At 30.1% G+C, this 18,146-nt stretch carries 17 protein-coding genes; 7 read left to right on the top strand and 10 right to left on the bottom strand.

From position 1 onward, the window contains the following. Window positions 1–125: 125 nt before the first annotated feature. Window positions 126–1,016 (bottom strand): EMYY motif lipoprotein, encoded by an 891-nt coding sequence (locus tag GVY01_RS01415; protein ID WP_046466459.1) that lies wholly within the window; start codon window positions 1,014–1,016, stop codon window positions 126–128. 114 nt (window positions 1,017–1,130) lie between these two features. On the opposite strand from GVY01_RS01415, the gene GVY01_RS01410 reads away from it, so the two are divergent. From GVY01_RS01410 to GVY01_RS01400, 3 genes are all read left to right on the top strand, one after another. Further along, window positions 1,131–1,658: a GrpB family protein gene (locus GVY01_RS01410; protein ID WP_017637106.1), complete on the top strand. Its 528-nt coding sequence runs from the start codon at window positions 1,131–1,133 to the stop codon at window positions 1,656–1,658. Window positions 1,659–1,891: 233 nt separating this feature from the next. Next, window positions 1,892–2,818, top strand: a complete 927-nt coding sequence (gene murB / locus GVY01_RS01405; RefSeq protein ID WP_026083472.1) for a UDP-N-acetylmuramate dehydrogenase — start codon at window positions 1,892–1,894, stop codon at window positions 2,816–2,818. 23 nt (window positions 2,819–2,841) lie between these two features. Beyond that, the gene (locus tag GVY01_RS01400; protein WP_017637108.1) at window positions 2,842–3,156 is read left to right on the top strand and encodes a CHY zinc finger protein; all 315 of its coding nucleotides are present in this window, start codon (window positions 2,842–2,844) and stop codon (window positions 3,154–3,156) included. Window positions 3,157–3,218: 62 nt separating this feature from the next. On the opposite strand, the gene GVY01_RS01395 is transcribed toward GVY01_RS01400, so the two are convergent. The 7 genes from GVY01_RS01395 to nrdI all read right to left on the bottom strand — a co-directional run bounded on the left by GVY01_RS01395 (window position 3,219) and on the right by nrdI (window position 11,096). Further along, window positions 3,219–4,253, bottom strand: coding sequence for a ferrated catecholamine ABC transporter substrate-binding lipoprotein SstD (locus tag GVY01_RS01395; RefSeq protein ID WP_017637109.1), 1,035 nt, complete (start codon window positions 4,251–4,253; stop codon window positions 3,219–3,221). A 114-nt stretch (window positions 4,254–4,367) separates the two neighbouring features. Beyond that, window positions 4,368–5,141, bottom strand: a complete 774-nt coding sequence (locus tag GVY01_RS01390) for an iron ABC transporter ATP-binding protein (RefSeq protein WP_017637110.1) — start codon at window positions 5,139–5,141, stop codon at window positions 4,368–4,370. Next, window positions 5,138–6,097: an iron chelate uptake ABC transporter family permease subunit gene (locus GVY01_RS01385; RefSeq protein WP_017637111.1), complete on the bottom strand. Its 960-nt coding sequence runs from the start codon at window positions 6,095–6,097 to the stop codon at window positions 5,138–5,140. Before GVY01_RS01385 ends, GVY01_RS01390 begins: the two co-directional genes overlap by 4 nt. Continuing rightward, a complete protein-coding gene (locus tag GVY01_RS01380; RefSeq protein ID WP_017637112.1) occupies window positions 6,087–7,055 on the bottom strand; it encodes an ABC transporter permease in 969 nt (322 codons plus the stop codon). The genes GVY01_RS01385 and GVY01_RS01380 overlap by 11 nt, the downstream gene beginning before the upstream one ends. A gap of 209 nt (window positions 7,056–7,264) precedes the next feature. Then, window positions 7,265–8,239 carry a class 1b ribonucleoside-diphosphate reductase subunit beta gene (gene nrdF / locus GVY01_RS01375; RefSeq protein ID WP_002450939.1) on the bottom strand — a complete coding sequence of 325 codons (975 nt, stop codon included), beginning with the start codon at window positions 8,237–8,239 and terminating at the stop codon, window positions 7,265–7,267. 390 nt (window positions 8,240–8,629) lie between these two features. Then, window positions 8,630–10,735 (bottom strand): class 1b ribonucleoside-diphosphate reductase subunit alpha, encoded by a 2,106-nt coding sequence (nrdE, locus tag GVY01_RS01370; RefSeq protein ID WP_017637113.1) that lies wholly within the window; start codon window positions 10,733–10,735, stop codon window positions 8,630–8,632. After that, window positions 10,698–11,096, bottom strand: coding sequence for a class Ib ribonucleoside-diphosphate reductase assembly flavoprotein NrdI (nrdI, locus tag GVY01_RS01365; protein ID WP_026083473.1), 399 nt, complete (start codon window positions 11,094–11,096; stop codon window positions 10,698–10,700). The genes nrdE and nrdI overlap by 38 nt, the downstream gene beginning before the upstream one ends. A gap of 800 nt (window positions 11,097–11,896) precedes the next feature. Between nrdI and GVY01_RS01360 the strand changes: the two genes are divergently transcribed. From GVY01_RS01360 to GVY01_RS01345, 4 genes are all read left to right on the top strand, one after another. Further along, window positions 11,897–12,775: a DMT family transporter gene (locus GVY01_RS01360; RefSeq protein WP_017636675.1), complete on the top strand. Its 879-nt coding sequence runs from the start codon at window positions 11,897–11,899 to the stop codon at window positions 12,773–12,775. A gap of 17 nt (window positions 12,776–12,792) precedes the next feature. Then, entirely contained in the window at window positions 12,793–13,293 is a 501-nt protein-coding gene (gene queF / locus GVY01_RS01355; RefSeq protein ID WP_017636674.1) for a preQ(1) synthase, read from the top strand. 331 nt (window positions 13,294–13,624) lie between these two features. Continuing rightward, window positions 13,625–15,130 (top strand): peptide MFS transporter, encoded by a 1,506-nt coding sequence (locus GVY01_RS01350; protein ID WP_159333611.1) that lies wholly within the window; start codon window positions 13,625–13,627, stop codon window positions 15,128–15,130. A gap of 148 nt (window positions 15,131–15,278) precedes the next feature. After that, a complete protein-coding gene (locus GVY01_RS01345) occupies window positions 15,279–16,208 on the top strand; it encodes a diacylglycerol/lipid kinase family protein (protein WP_017636672.1) in 930 nt (309 codons plus the stop codon). 79 nt (window positions 16,209–16,287) lie between these two features. On the opposite strand, the gene GVY01_RS01340 is transcribed toward GVY01_RS01345, so the two are convergent. Together GVY01_RS01340 and hisC are read right to left on the bottom strand one after the other, a co-directional pair. After that, window positions 16,288–16,824: a 5' nucleotidase, NT5C type gene (locus GVY01_RS01340; RefSeq protein ID WP_017636671.1), complete on the bottom strand. Its 537-nt coding sequence runs from the start codon at window positions 16,822–16,824 to the stop codon at window positions 16,288–16,290. A 90-nt stretch (window positions 16,825–16,914) separates the two neighbouring features. Further along, entirely contained in the window at window positions 16,915–17,970 is a 1,056-nt protein-coding gene (hisC, locus tag GVY01_RS01335; protein ID WP_017636670.1) for a histidinol-phosphate transaminase, read from the bottom strand. Window positions 17,971–18,146 lie beyond the last annotated feature (176 nt).

Below are 18,146 nucleotides of genomic sequence, written 5' to 3'. Positions count from 1 at the left end.
TATCACATTTTCTGAGCATATGCGTGATATTCATATCCCGAAAATAATATCAGTGGGTACAATTATACACATTTTACTTAGCAATGTTAACCATGGTTATTTAATTTATTTAATTCTAATCAAAATTAATTGTTTTTTTGTTTTACCTTTTTTAATTTCGAATTAAATTCCTTATCTTTCTTATCTATATCTTTACCCTCTTTTGGCAACTTATCGACATCTATTTTAGATATTTTTTCACCAACTTCTATAGTATCAATACGAGTATCATAATAATTCTCTAAACTATAGTACATTTCAATCGCGTTCTTACGGGCATTATCGACATTTGTATCAGAAATATTAGTTTGATTTATATCTTTAATTTGTTTCTCAATTAAAGGAGAAATATGATTTTCAATTGCTTTTTTGGCTGTTTTTGCATCACTTGTAGACGTATCTAAATATTTTTTGGCAGTTTGTTTTAAATCTTTATTATTACTTTCTAATTTTGATGTTAATTGATTTGCATCTTCTTTATTAGAAGCATTATTTATTTTCTTTTCAACTTGAGAGCGGTTCTTCTCAAATAATTTAGTATAATCTAAAATATCTTCATTATCTTTGATTGAATCGTTACACAAGTCTACAAAATCTTTCAAATCATATATTGAACTTTTTTTATCTTTAACAGTTTTAAGATACTCAGATTTTAACTCTTTAACCTCTTTTGTTTCAGCAGGCAATTGTTTTGCAGATTTTTCGTATTCTTTAAATGCAGGTATTAATTGTTGATCAATATCATCTTGAAGTTTAATAAACTCTTTTCTGTTTTTATCAGTAGTGTCTGTTTTACTTAAATGATCTAATTCTTTAAGATTTATTTTTTTCATAACTTTTTTTAATTTATCTTGTTTATGATTCACTTCATCTAATTTGCTTTCAAAATGATTTAAATCTGAATTAGTTTTATTACTACATGCTGTTAACGAGATAATAATGAGGAAAATCACTGGGATAAGTATTATTTTTTTCATATTTGCACCCCTTACCATAGAACATTATACAGAAACGTATTTATTAAGAAAATAAATTATGTTATAGTATCTCAGACTTTATAGCTTACCAATTTATAACAAAGGAGTAAAACCATGTACGGGCATGTTCAACCTCTCATTAAATATCAAGCAGATGACCATTACAACCATTTATATCAAAAAACAAGCGCTCTATTGTATAATTTACTAGATTCACCAATTAAATATACACAGCATATTGGTGGAACGAAGCATTTTAATTATGAGACTGAACCCATACTTGATTTGCTTATCGGTGTAGATAATTTACATGATATTACATCATTAGATGAAAAGCGTCTCAATTATGCTGGATTTTATCGATTACATCACGCTTATAAAAAGAAAGTAATGATGGCAAAGTTTAATAATCTTAGAGAATTAAAGCAAGAAGTTCGTTTACACATCGTTCAATTAAACACTCAATTATTTGAACAATATCAAACTGTCGATCACATATTAAATAATAATATAGATATCGCAAATGAATTCGCTCAAAAAAAGAAACAATTATTAAACAATGTTGAATCAATAAGAACGTATGAAAGCCAAAAGCAATCTATATTTGAAAATATATACAAACAATATGGTCACTTAAAATAAAGAGAAACATATAATCTACAATCATTATATAAATTTATATTTACGATATTAAAAATCTCATTATAAATGTTCAACATATCATAATTATATAGCATATAAATCAAAATAAAATAATAATGTATTATGCACATCTTAGTCGATTTACTTTGCGTATAATATCTTCTTATTTCGCAAATAGCAAATAAAATTGATATAATAATAATATTAGTATTGAATAAAGAAAGGACGTACGGATAGTGAATAAAAACGATATATTAAAAGGTTTGCAAGAAATTATTCCAAACGACATTATTGAAGTAGATGAACCTTTAAAAAAATACACTTACACTGAAACTGGCGGTAAAGCTGATTTTTATCTTTCACCTACTAAAAATGAGGAAGTACAAGCGATTGTTAAATATGCAAACCAAAATAATATTCCAGTCACTTATTTAGGAAATGGTTCGAATATTATTATCCGAGAAGGCGGCATTAGAGGTATTGTATTGAGCCTATTATCATTAAAGCATATTGATGTATCAGATGATGCAATTATCGCGGGTAGCGGTGCAGCCATTATTGATGTTTCACGTGTAGCAAGAGACTACGCACTAACTGGTTTAGAATTTGCATGCGGCATACCAGGATCAATTGGCGGTGCAGTATTTATGAATGCTGGCGCTTATGGTGGCGAAGTGAAAGATTGTATTGACTATGCACTATGTGTTAATGAAAATGGTGATTTACTTAAATTAACAACTCAAGAATTAGAACTAGACTACAGAAATAGTATCGTACAGAAAAAACATCTCGTAGTTTTAGAAGCTGCATTTACATTAGAACCTGGTAACTTAAAAGAAATTCAAGCCAAAATGGACGACTTAACTGAACGCCGTGAAACTAAACAACCACTCGAATATCCATCATGTGGAAGTGTCTTCCAAAGACCACCAGGCCATTTTGCTGGTAAATTAATTCAAGATTCTAATCTACAAGGTCATCGTATTGGTGGTGTTGAAGTTTCAACTAAACATGCTGGTTTTATGGTTAATGTAGATAAAGGTACGGCGACAGATTATGAAGATTTAATCCATCATGTTCAAAAAACAGTTAAAGATAAATTTGATGTTGAATTAAATACAGAGGTACGTATTATAGGAGAACATCCGGACGCAGATTAATTGGTTATAGGAGGTTTGTTTCTTTGCCGAAAGTTTACGGTTCAATTGTTGATAATGAAACAAGATGCATACATTATCAGTCATTTTTGGATATTATAGCAATTAAATTCAAATGCTGTAATAAATATTATCCTTGTTATCAATGTCACAACGACCATGAGACACATCCTATCAAACGCTGGAGTGAAGATGAATTTAACGAGTATGCCATTATGTGTGGTGTCTGTAAAAATGAAATGACAATCAACGAATACATGATGGTTGAATCTTGTCCGAAATGTCAATCTCACTTTAATCATAGATGTAAATTCCATTACCATCTTTATTTCGAAGTTTAATAATTTAAAATGATAAAAGCGCTAATGGCTCTCACAATGAGGCTATTAGCGCTTATTATTTATTATTTTACAACTTCTTCTAATTCATCAATTTGTTTCATAGTAGTTGTTGTTGAACCAGAAGCAAAATACCATAATTTAGGATCAAGTTCATAAATTTTATGATCTTTAACGGCTTTTACGTTTTTCAATACATCATTATTTAATGTTTTCTTAGCAGTCGCATTATTAGAAACAACTTGTCCTCTATCCATTGCTAAAATCACATCTGGATTTTCTTTATTAATATATTCGTTATTAACATTTTGACCATGTGGTCCTTTAGTTACATGTTTATCGACTGGTTTAAATCCAAGTGTATCAAATACTAAACCACCAAAACGAGATCCTGGACCAAATGTAGATAATTCACCTTCATTGACTAATAAATACATTACTTTTTTATCAAATTTAGATGTTTTATCTTTCATTGCATCAACTTTTTTATCTAGTTTCTTAGTTAATGATTTCGCTTTATCTTCTTTATCGTAAATTTTACCTAATTTTTCTGTATTTTCTTTCATAGATTTTAGATAATGTTTATCATCTGTACCCATGTAAACAATTTTAGCTTTAGGTGCTGCTTTTTTAAATTCATCTAAATTTTTCTGATTAGCTGTTCTACCTGAAATAAAAATCACTTCTGGTTTTGCTTCAGCAACTTTATCGAAATTAACTTGTTTTAGGTTACCAGTATTTAAATATTTATCAGATTTAAAATCATCTAAGAAATCTGGTAATGATTTACCGCCTTCACCTTTAGGTAAAGCTTTTACTTTGCTTGAAAGACCCATTTCTTTTAAATCGTTTAAAGCACCGTAATCTAATACGACAGCATTTTTAGGATTTTTAGGTACTTCCACTGTTTCTTTTACCTTTTTAGCATCGCTACCGTCTTTTTCTTTTCCTTGTGCTTCATAATTATTTTCGATTTTAACAGTGTCTTTTGAACCACTTTTTTCAGATTTAGAACCTGAATCATCGTTGTTAGAGTTGTTACCACACGCTGCTAAAACTAATACTAAAGATAATAATAAGACTAAAATAGATTTTTTCATTATGTAATAACTCCTTTTTAATTTTATCGGTTGGCTGAAAGGAACATGTTTGAATAGATTGATTTATCCATATACTATAAGCATCACTCCTTTAAAGGTCTAATAAAACTAGTGTTAATTCAATATCAATTCATCATAATATAGACAAATACGTTGACCATTTACATTTTCAACTTTGACATCCATTTCATATAATTCTCTTAATACATTGCTTTGAATAACAGTTTGATTACTACCAGAACGAACAAGTTCACCATTTTTTAAAGCAATAATATTATCTGAATAACAGGATGCAAAATTAATATCATGTAATACAATAACGATTGTTTTATTTAATGTTTTTGCTAATGTACGCAAAGTTTGCATAATTTGTACTGAATGTTTCATATCTAGATTATTTAGTGGTTCATCTAATAAAATGTATTCAGTATTTTGTGCGATCGTCATCGCTATATAAGCGCGTTGACGTTGTCCTCCTGACAGTGTTTTGATATTTCTATCCTTTATTTCATTTAACTGTAATAAATCTAAGGCATATTGTACTTGTTCTTTATCTTCTTGTTTTAAGTGTCCTTTGCAATAAGGAAATCTTCCAAAATTAACTAATTGTTCAACAGTAATATTCATTTCAGTATGATTAGTTTGTTTTAATATTGAAATTTTTTTAGCTAATTCATCTGTTTTGTAATCATCCATACACTTATCTTCAATTTTGACAGTGCCACTATCAATCTGAATCAACTTTGTGATTGTTGATAATAAAGTACTTTTTCCTGCACCGTTTGGACCAATAAGTGATGTGATTTTTCCTTTTTCAATATCAACATTAATATCTTTTAAAATTTTCTTCTTCTGAATGGATTTATTTAAACTTTGAATTTGGATCAATTGGCATTTCTCCCTCTAACTAATAAGTATATAAAGTAACTTCCACCTATAAGGTCAATAATTATACTTACTTCAGTAGTCGCTTCAAAAAGATGTTCAACAACCCATTGCGCTATAAATAAACTTATCCAACTAAAACATAATGTAGCAGGTAGTATATATTTATGCTCATAAGTCTTGATAAATTCATGTGCTAAATTGACAGTTAATAGTCCTAAAAATGTAATTGGACCTACTAAAGCTGTTGAAACAGATACTAAAATAGCAACAACAATGAGAAATAATCTTGTTACTTTTTCATAATTGACGCCTAAATTAATTGCTTGTTCTCTACCGAGCAATAAGACATCTAAATATGGAAGCGAGATAATAGTAATGACGATTAACACGGCTAATACGATAGCTGAAAATCCAACAAGTTTTGAATTAGAAGCGTCAAAGTTAGCAAACATTGTACTTTGAACAGCTAAAAATGATTCTGGATCCATAACTAATTGGATAAAACCTGTAATACTTCTAAAAAATGTTCCAAGTACGACGCCAACTAAAAGTATGAAATAAACAGAAAAATGGCCTATTTTAAATAAAACTTGGAATAAGAAAAGCGCAAATAATACCATTGCTAATAATGTAATGACAAAATTAATATAAACATTAGTAACTAATGTGGATTGAGTTCCTAATATAAACACAGGTAAAATTTTCACAAATAAGTATACGGAATCAAGACCAATGATTGATGGTGTCAGTAACCGATTTGTCGTAATAGCTTGGAAAATAACAACGGAAGTACCTATAGCACCGCCAACTAAAATAATTAATATGAATTTTCTTAAACGACTTTGGATTTGATAATCAAATATTTCAAAATCAATACCTAACAATAAATATAAAACACCTATAATTAGTGTGATTAAGGTTAGTAACAATACTTTCTTATTGTGTTTAGTTAGCATAATTACCCCTACCTTTCATCAATAAGATAAGGAATATAATAGTTCCAAACACACCTATAGTTAAACCGATGTTAATTTCGTATGGGTACACGATTAGTCGACCTATAATGTCTGAAAACAGCACAAAGACCGCACCTAACATCATTGTATGAGGTAAAGCATGTTTTAAATGGTCTCCTCTATAAATTGAAATGATATTAGGAACAATTAACCCTAGAAATGGTAATGTACCAACAGTGACAACAACAAGCGCAGTAATTGTTGCAGTTATAAATAAAGCGATGTTAATTATTTTTTCATAGTTAACTCCTAAGTTATGGCTGAAGTCTTTGCCCATACCCGCAATCGTAAAATGGTTCGCAAATATATATGTAATTATTAAAAACGGAATACTTAAATATAATACTTCGTAACGACCACTAGTAATAATGGCAAAATTACCATTCAACCAATTACCTATGCTTTGAACTGCATTTGTACGTAACGCAATAAATGTCGTAAAACTAGAGACTATGCCACCAAGCATAATACCTAACAACGGAATAAAGATGACATCTTTCACCTTAATAAGTTGAACTAATTTAACAAAGAAATAAGTTCCAACTACACTGCATATAACAGCAAAAATTAATTTGATAAGTATATGTCCTTTAGGAAAGAAAATTAAAGATAATAAAATACCTAATTTTGCCCATTCCATCGTACCTGCTGTCGTTGGACTTACAAATTTATTTTGCATCATTTGTTGCATAATTAAACCAGCGATACCCAATGTACTACCTGATATGAGAATACTAACTGTTCGAGGAATACGACTCGATAAAATAATATTTAATTGGTCGCTATTAAGATGGAAAATATCAGTAATCGATATTTGGCTAACACCAACAAATAAAGAAAGAACCGTAAACGCAACGAGAAAGATGAGTAAAACATATCCCTTAAGTAAAAACTTCATAACACTTTCTCCTTGAATAGAAATTCTTATTATTTCTGACGATAATGATAATCGTTATCATTTAAAATGTTACAGAATTTATTGGTAATATTCAATAGGTTTTCGAAAAATATTGCTGTAAATTTGATTAATTTTAATATTTAAGTTAAAAACATAAAAAAAGTCTTAATTTTAATCTCATAGCGATTAAAATTAAGACTGTTTATTATTTATTTCTCGTCATCGAATATAAAATCTTCATCTCTTAAAGCTTCAACATTTAGAGCCAGTGTATAACCGTCACCTTTTACAGAGAAGAAATCATGATTTTTAGTTGTAGTGTCTAAGGCATTTTCAATAATAGGGTTGAATTCACGTTCTTCAAAATATGGTTCAAAACCAAGATTTGATAATGCTTTATTACCATTATATTTAACGTAATTCAGTACATCTTCTGCTAATCCAATGTCATCATATAATAGATGTGTATATGATACTTCATTATCATATAACTCTTTTAATAATTTATACATTTCTTGATCAGCTCGTTGCTTTTCACTTTCAGAAAGTTCATTTCTTAAGCTTTGTGCATCTAGTCCAGTAAAGACACCATGAATAGATTCATCCAATAATATTTTACGAATAATTTCTCCAGATGTTGTCATCTTTCCTTGACCAGCTAGATATAGTGGATAGTAAAAACCTGAATAGAATAAAAATGTTTCTAAGAAAACACTTGATACTCTAGCAATGTACTGGTCGAAAATGGAAGCTTCTTTACCCCATAATTTATGATAGTTTTCGATGATTTTATCTGATTTATATTTTAAATGAGGTTCTTCAATAACCCACGTATCTAATAAATAGTTTGTTTCACTAGAAGGTAATAATGTAGTGAAAATATGAGAATAACTTTTAGCATGAATTTGTTCCATCATTGCCATAAATGAATATACTGCTTTTTTTCTTAAATCAGTAGTATGAAGCATTATTAATGGCATACCATCGTCTGCTTGGTGTGTGTCTAAACCTGTTAAACCTGCTAACGCTTTTTTAAATGTATTCTTTTCAGCTTCAGATAACGTTTTCCAACTTGCGATATCCTTTGATACTTTAAATTCTGTTTCTACCCACATTTGAGATATATTTTGACGCCAAAACATATTAGTCATATCTTCTTGGGTATTCCAATTGACGGCCTTCATGAATAATAATCCTCCTATCCTTTAATTAAGGTGACAGATAACCACTAACTTTCAATTAAACTACCTAATCCCTTATTAAGGTTATGTATTAACAGAGGTCGGGACAAAAGCGCTTAGGATTTGAGCAGAACCAGACGATGAGCAAAATTGTTTCTCAAATTTTGTCGAATCGTGTGAGTTTGCCCAACTTGCATTACTTGTAGAATTTCTTTGTGAAATTCTCTGTGTTGGGTCCCTTCTGCCGAAAATCCTGCTTTTGGGACGCCGTTAATCAGTTTCCCAGAGCACAAAGACTTTATGTCTCAACCACTTTTCTTTATTCTTTTAGATACTCTAAATCATAAATTCAATTAGATTAAGCTTAATGTTCTATTATATTTGTTTATGATTTTAGATAGCACAACTTGTACATTCTTCTACACTTAATAATTTATTACGAGTATAGTATAGAGATTTCAAACCTTTATGATGCGCATATACATATAATCTAGAAAGTTCTCGAGTAGAAATTTCTGAATTAACATATAGTATTGTTGAAATACCTTGGTCAACATGAGTTTGAATAGTTGATACCAAATCAATTAATTTCATTTGATCAGTGTTAAATGCTGATTTGTAATACCACATTGTTTCTGGTGATAAAAATGGCATTGGATAAAACGTTTCTGCATTACCATAAGTACGTCTTTCAATTTGGTCAACAATAGGCATCACTGAACTTGTAGCATTTTGCACATATGAAATACTTTGAGTTGGTGCAATAGCTAATCGATATGCGTGATATAAACCATATTGTTCAACGTCTTTTTGTAGTGCTTTCCAATCTTCAGCAGTTGGGATATCTAATCCTTCGAATAATTCACGTACCTTTTCAAATTGTGGTTCAAATTCTTGAGATGTGTAGAATTCGAAATATTTTCCATTTGCATAGTCAGATTTCTCAAAATCAAGATATTTTTCTCCACGTTCTTTAGCAATTTGCATAGAACGTTCAATAGAATAATAATTCATCATCATAAAGAAGATATTAGCAAAATCTTTAGCTTCTTCTGATTCATAACCTATTTTATTTTTAGCTAAGTAACCGTGTAAATTCATAACTCCTAGACCAACAGAATGTAACTCACTGTTTGCTTTTTTAACACCAGGTGCGTTTTGAATATTAGCTTCATCACTAACCACAGTTAATGCATCCATACCAGTATGAACTGAGTCTCTGAATTTTCCAGATTCCATTACATTAACAATATTTAATGATCCTAGGTTACATGAAATATCTCTTTTAATGTCATCTTCAGTGCCGTAATCATTTATTACAGATGTTTCTTGTAATTGGAAAATTTCAGTACATAAGTTACTCATTTTAATTTGACCAATATTAGAATTAGCATGTACTTTATTCGCATTATCTTTAAACATTAAGTAAGGATAACCTGATTGTAATTGTGTTTGTGCAATCGTATTTAACATTTCACGAGCATCTTTTTTCTTTTTCTCAACGTTTGGATTTGCAACCATGTCGTCATAATATTTATCTAAATCGATGTCATCTAAAGTCACACCATATTCCTGTTTTACAGTATGTGGCGCAAACATATAGAAGTCTTTACCTTCTTTAGCTAAATCAAAGAATTTAGAAGGGACAATTAAACCAGTTGAAATAGTAGATAAGCGTAAATCTTCATCAGCATTTACCTTTTTAGTATCTAAAAATTCTTCAACATCATAATGGAAGATGTTTAAATAAACTGCGCCTGCACCAGGTCTTTGTCCTAATTGGTCAGCATAACTAAATCCACCTTCTAAAGATTTAGCAACAGGTAATACACCTTTAGCTACACCTTTAATACCTTTGATTGCTTCACCACGTGCACGTAATTTTGATAAATTGATAGCAACGCCGCCACCAATTTTACTTAGTTGTTTCGCAGTTGAATCAATAAAGTTAATAGAATTTAAACTATCATCTACTTCTAATAAGAAACATGACACTAATTCTCCACGTCGTGCTCTACCAGCATTTAAAAACGTTGGTGTTGCTGGTTGGTAACGTTGTTCAACCATGGATGAAATAAATTGTTTCGCTTGGTTTTTATCACCATTAGCTAAGTACATTGATACGATAGCAACGTGTTGATTATAATCTTCTAAAAATTGTTGTTTATCATTGGTTTTAAGTGCATAGTCTTTATAAAATTTACTTGCTGACATATAACTTGCGAATTGGAAATTAATTGATTTTGCATATTCTGTAATTTCAATTAAATCTGCCTCATTATATTTTTCAAAGACATTGAAATAAAAGTTATTGTCTACAAGATAATGTAATCTTTCGATTTCGCTATCGAAATAAATTGTTTTATCGTGGATTTCTTCCAAGTATACTTTAAGTGCCTCTTGGTCTTTTTCTAAATTAAAAAAACCATTATCTTTTCTTTTTGTAACTTCGTTATTTAATTCAATATGATTGTACTTCTTCTCGTCCATAGTTTTCATTAAAATTACCCACCTTGTTTTTAAATTCGATAACGTCTTTGTTTGTTCCCTGCACTTCAAACTTCATTAACAACGGAATATCATATTTTTCAGATATAGTACGCCCTGCTTTAGCAAAGTTCTGACCCCAGTTTCTATTTCCACTTGCAGCCACAGCCTTAATATTTGAATGATTAACATCTAAAAAAGCCTGAACCTGTTGAGGAACCTCACCAAACCCTATGGTTCCTGTAACTAAAATGTAGGGTTCATTAATAGTTTCTGTACAGTTGTCAGATGTAATTTCCATCGCATTTTCGATTTCAGCACGTTTAATGAATCGACGTACATTGCCTGAAAATGAAAAATATACTACTTTCATTGGATCGCCTTCTTTCACCAATTTAAAAAAATTAAAAAAGAAGTTCTCCTTTATTGTTAAGGAAAGCTTCCTACAAAACATTGTGTTGTAGAATGAAATGAGTCACTAAACGAAACGTTTATAAAAACTATATGACCTTATATTAATATGTGATTTTATTTTTCAAAACACAAGATATAGTGGTTAGTTTCGAATTTAGATCTATATAGTATAATTAAACATTTTGTGCCTAAACACTGTTAATAAGAGTTTTTTCTTAAATTATCAGTGTCATTTTGCATTTATAATAAGATTATTCATTTTATTAGTACCGTTTCAAAACACAATATATTGTGTCTGTTTATTAATATCGGTACTATATTCTGTGTTTCATTATACATAATAGCTATACTTATTTAAAGTTAAAGTTTTATGTCTAATGTTCGTCTTTTCTTTTGAACATGCACCACTACACCATTAGTCTTACCTCAATAAAAATAAAAAAATTTTTCAGTTAAAATCACTTGCTTTTTTTAAGAAAATATACATAACCATCATTCCAATACATTAACGAAAATCCTATCATTACAACGTATACAACCTATAAAGCAATAGAATTGAATTGCAATCGTTTTCAGTTATATACAATTTTTTAGGGATATTAAAAATGTTTAATGCCATCAATCAAAGCAAACTTTACAGAACGTATGTTCGTATTGATATTGTATAATCTTTGTTCCAAAATATCAAGTCTTTTATGCATAACCCTATCATTTATGCTACTATAGTAACGTTAAATTTTTATAAATGAGGCGATAGTATTGAATCCTAAAATTAAAGGTATTATTGCAATCCTAATTTCTGCAGTAGGCTTCAGCTTTATGTCTGTATTTTTCAGATTATCAGGTGATTTACCTGTTTTTCAAAAGTCTTTAGCTAGAAATTTAGTTGCTATGTTTATACCATTATTCTTCATATATAAATATAAGCAGCCTATGTTCGGAAAGTTAAGTAGTCAACCATTACTTATTTCAAGATCCGCACTTGGATTGATTGGCGTATTGTTCAATATATACGCAATTGACCATATGGTGCTCAGTGATGCTGATACTTTAATGAAGCTCAATCCTTTTTGGACAATCTTATTCAGTTTGATTTTCTTAAATGAAAAAATTCGTAAATATCAAATTACAGCGATGGTTGTAGCAATATTAGGGATGCTATTAATAGTAAAACCTGAATTTTCTTCTTCAATCATACCATCACTTATTGGACTATTCTCAGGTATCTTTGCCGCTTCAGCCTACACTTGTGTACGTGCTTTAAGTACTAGAGAAGCACCTTATACTATTGTTTTTTACTTTTCTTTATTTTCTGTAATAGTACTTATACCATTTACAATATTTACTTATGAGCCTATGAGTAATTTACAATTACTATATTTATTTGGAGCTGGATTATCAGCTGCAGTAGGTCAAATTGGTATCACATTAGCTTATAGTTTCGCAGCAGCTAAAGATATTTCTATATTTACTTATGCTTCTATTATATTTACGGCATTGTTCGGATTCATATTATTCGGAGAATCACCTGATTTATTAGCTACACTTGGATATGTCGTAATTATTGGCGCAAGTTATTATATGTTTGAAAAAGCTAGACGAGAATCAAACGTAACTCAACAACAATCTAAATCTTAATTAAAGGAGTGATTCTTTTGGCACAAGGACGTCAAAAAGATGAATTACAAGATATTACATTACTAGGCAATCAAAATAATACTTACGATTTTGATTATAGACCTGATGTTTTAGAAACTTTTGAGAATAAACACCAAGGCAGAGATTACTTTGTTAAATTTAATTGTCCAGAATTCACATCTCTTTGCCCTATTACTGGTCAACCTGACTTTGCTACAATTTATATTTCATATATTCCTAACATCAAAATGGTAGAATCTAAATCATTAAAATTATATTTATTTAGTTTTAGAAACCACGGAGACTTTCATGAGGATTGTATGAATATTATTATGAATGATTTAATTGATTTGATGGATCCCCATTACATTGAAGTATGGGGTAAATTCACACCTCGTGGCGGTATTTCAATTGATCCATATACAAATTATGGTCGTCCAAATTCAAAATATGAACAAATGGCTGAACATAGAATGATGAACCATGATATGTATCCAGAAAATGTAGACAATCGTTAATACCTTAATTATTTTATTGTTAAAACTTTAGTACTTTGAAATATCCTCGCAAGATGTTTCATTTAGTGCTAAAGTTTTTTATTTAATTTTCAAAAAACTCTTGCACTTTATTGAGTTAAAGCGTATTTTATATAGTACTAGTACTAAATCTTAAGAAGTTAATGATTAATTACTTTGTATGAATTATACATAAAATAATCACAAGTAAATTGACTGAATTTTCTTTTTTATAATTTTTTGAATATTATTGCAACTTCTTAATTTCAATAGTACAATTTTTAAAAACGACTTAACGTTAGCGTTACGGGAAAAGAAAGGATGGGATAAATATATGAAAGCCAATAATTCCCATGAACAAGCAATACAAGAAATACCACAAACAGGATTCTTCGGGCATCCAAGAGGATTGGGTGTATTATTTTTCGTAGAATTTTGGGAGAGATTTAGTTATTACGGCATGCGTGCAATGCTCTTATTCTATATGTACTACTCAGTTTCTAATCATGGATTAGGAATTGATAGAACGACTGCGATGTCTATTATGTCTGTTTACGGTGCTTTAATTTACATGTCTTGTATTCCAGGTGGTTGGATTGCTGACAGAATTACAGGTACTAGAGGTGCGACACTAATTGGTGCTGTGCTCATTATTATCGGACATATTTGCTTAAGCTTACCATTCTCAATGGTTGGTTTATTCGCATCAATGTTTTTCATCATTATAGGTTCAGGTATGATGAAACCAAATATCTCTAATATAGTTGGTAGATTATATACTAAAGATGACACTCGTATGGATGCTGGATTTGTAATTTTCTATATGTCAGTTAACTTCGGTGCTTTAATTTCACCAATTATCTTGCAACAATTTTTAGATGTTAAAAACTTCCACGGTGGTTTCTTAATTGCAGCTATCGGTATGGCACTTGGGTTAGTATGGTATATATTATTTAATCGTAAAAATTTAGGTCGTGTTGGTATGTCTCCAACAAACCCACTTTCACCTTCAGAAAAGAAAAAATATTCTGCTATTGTTGGTGCTATCGTAGCAATTATCATCATTGTATTAATCGTTACATATATGACTAATACATTATCATTCGATTTAGTAAGTAATACTGTTTTAGTATTAGGTATTGTATTACCAATTTCTTATTTCACAGTTATGATTCGTAGTAAAGATGTCACTGAGGTCGAACGTTCAAGAACTAAAGCATTTATACCATTATTTATTTTAGGTATGGTATTCTGGGCTATCCAAGAGCAAGGATCAAACGTATTAAACATTTATGGTATTGAACATTCAGATATGAAATTGAATCTTTTAGGATGGAAAACAAACTTCGGAGAAACTATTTTCCAATCTATTAATCCATTATTCATCTTATTATTTGCACCAGTCATTTCAATGATTTGGCAAAAATTAGGTAAACGTCAACCAAGTCTACCTATTAAATTTGTCATTGGTGCTGGATTAGCTGGTTTTTCATATATCTTAATGGGATTAATCGGTAACTTATATGGAAGTGCGCATTTCTCAGTAAACTGGGTTATTCTGTCTTACATCATTTGTGTAATCGGTGAATTATGTTTATCACCAACTGGTAACAGTGCGGCAGTTAAGTTAGCACCAAAAGCATTCAATGCTCAAATGATGAGTTTATGGTTATTAACTAATGCTTCTGCTCAAGCATTTAATGGTACTTTGGTAAAACTCATTGATCCATTAGGTCAAACGAACTACTTCATTTTCCTAGGTACTTCAGCTATAGTCATTACTTTAATTATTTTAGCCTTCTCACCAAAAATTGTTAAAGCAATGAGAGGTATTAGATAATTTAAACAATATTTGCTATAAGTCGAAATAATTCGGCTTATAGCTTTTTTAGTTTATAATGAAAAATGCTATAAATTTACCATTATTGCCCATCAATTTAGGGTATTGAAATATATTAATAAGAACTTAAGGAAAGTAGGTATGTATAATGACAAATAAATATAATCATGGTGTGTTATTTTATCATGAACATAGCGGCTTAAAAGATATCTACCAAGGTTTAGGTGAAGTAACAAAGTCTTTAAGTTCTATGTGTAAACATTTTTCAATTCAATTAAGCGAAAATGAAGGTGACATTAAACGTTACTGCCAATCAATTAAAGATGGTCATTATGGAAACCAAATAGATGTACTGTTTATTTTAGGTGGCGATGGTACTGTAAATGAATTAATCAATGGTGTTATGGAAAATGATTTAGATTTACCTATTGGTATCATCCCTGGAGGAACATTCAATGATTTCACTAAAACACTAAATCTTAACCCAAATCATACGCTAGCTAGTCAACAGTTGTTATCTTCACATATTCAAACTTACGATGTTATTAAAGTAAATGATATGTATGCTCTAAATTTTGTTGGTTTAGGCTTAATTGTTCAAAATGCTGAAAATGTTCAAGATGGTTCTAAAGATATCTTCGGAAAACTAAGTTATATTGGTTCAACAGTAAAAACTTTAATGGATCCTAGCAAATTTGATTTTAATTTAAATATAGATGGCAAAGAAAAAACTGGAAATACATCAATGATTTTAGTAGCAAATGGTCCAAATATTGGTGGTAGTAGAATTCCTTTAACTGACCTATCTCCTCAAGATGGCAAACTCAATACATTTATCTTTGATGATCAAAGTTTTAGCATACTTAATGATATTTTCAAAAAACGTGACAGTATGAACTGGAATGAAATTACACAAGGGATCGATCATATTTCAGGTCAGAAAATCAAACTATCAACTGAACCTACTATGAAAATTGATATCGATGGTGAAATTGCCTTAGAAACACCTATTGAACTTGAAGTATTACCTGATGCAATCAAATTACTCACATTCCCTAACCAAAATAATAATCAATAATATGCTTTCTAATATAAAATAAAACAGGAAATGGCTCCCATTCATTAAAAAAAAATGAATATATGCCACTTCCTGTTTTTTATTTTTCATTTAAGAATAAATCTTCTACTTCTTTCCAACCATTTACACGACGATAATTATCATTATTAACATTGTGAACTGCAGTATACATAATTGATTCACCTTCGAATATAGCAAGTTGTCTAGGATTGTCATCGATTAAATAATCTGCATTTATAATATTTTTACGTCCACAAAATACAAAATGTTGAGGGTCTAAGAATGGAAAATGTTCTAATAACCATTCATATTTATCATGAAATGATGTCGGTACATCCATAGCTGCAGTTGCTATATAAACATCATATTGTTGGTTTAATTTTTCAACTACTTCTTGTGCATTTGGCATCACTTTTAAATGTCGGAAGAATCCTGGTTCTCTAAGTATTTCAGTCACTAAACCATCATGCTCTGGAATAACATGTTTTAATTTTTGACCATTTAAAGATTCTACAGTAATACCTAGGTTAGCTCTTTCATTAACTGCATCAATAATCGCACCTAACGTATCAGCCAACACTTCATCCATATCTATTGCAATTTTCTTACGAGACATTAAATCTACTCCTCAAATGTAGTGTATTTCTAAAGTATAGCAAATGCATGTTCCAGACAAAAGGTTTTACTGTTATGACATTACGTCTTTTTAGTAATCAAATTGCTGTAAAACTTCAATCATTTTATCATTTTGTTCTGGGAACCCTATCGTAATTCTGACACCGTTAGGAAACAGTCTGGTAATACAACCAACATTTAATAAAGCTTCATATAGTTCTTTACTTTTAGATGTTTTAACAAACACAAAGTTAGTTTGACTCGGTAAAAAATGTTCACTTTGAGGTATTTGATAGAACTTTTGACGTTCAAAGGCATTTTTTTGAGTTATATCTTTTAAATAAGCTTGATCATTTAAAGCCGCTACAGCTGCATATTCAGATAAACGTGTCACATTAAATGGTGGTCTAATTATATTCCATTTTTCAATAGCTTCATTAGTGGCTACTACGTAACCTACGCGTAATCCTGCTAAACCATATGCTTTTGAAAATGTTCTTAATAAAAATGCATTATCAAACGTTTCCTGTAATTTTAGCGTATCAGGAAAATCATCCGCAGTGACAAATTCAAAATAAGCTTCATCAATAAGTACTGGTACATGGCTAGGTACTCTTGCTAAAAAGCTATAAAGTTCATCGTGAGTGAAATATGTTCCTGTGGGGTTATTAGGATTACATAGCCATACAAGTGATGTATCATCGTCTACTTCATCTAAAATACCTTCTAAATCAAACGTGCCATTTTTTAAAGGTACTTGTACTACTGATGCAGCTTCTACAATTGCATTGTGATAGTATTGACCAAATGTTGCTTCACTAGTAACAATGTTATCTCCTGGTGTTAGGATTGCTCTTGAAATCATTAATATCACTTCGTCTAAACCAGCACCAAATAATACTCGTGATTCATCTACACCAAGATGCTTACTAATTGCTTCCCTAAGTAATGGTGAACCTGTTTCAGGATAATAATGCAATTCATCTAAATGTTTGGTTATAGCATCTTTAACTCTCGGGGAAGGACCATATAAACTTTCATTTGAGGCTAATTTAAATAGATCTCCTTTAATTCCATAGGTTTCTTTAAGTGCCCTAGGAGATAAACCTGGTTGGTATGCAGATAGTTGATCAAGTTGTTTTTTCATAATCTCGTTGCCTCCTTGAATTGACTGAAATTTCAAAATCTTAATGTTAATTATAAACAAATCGAATGTCATAAATCAAACTATGTACGATTGTTTGCCCTTTTCAATTCAAAAAACGTATCTTGATCATTAATTAAAAAACCTTAACGTCAACATGCATTACATGTTAGCGTTAA

Origin of the sequence: Staphylococcus sp. 8AQ (genome assembly GCF_902506595.1) — a bacterium.
GTDB classification, from domain to species: domain Bacteria; phylum Bacillota; class Bacilli; order Staphylococcales; family Staphylococcaceae; genus Staphylococcus; species Staphylococcus pasteuri.
Note: the sequence above shows the minus strand (reverse complement) of the source record. Positions and strands in the feature narration are given on the sequence as shown.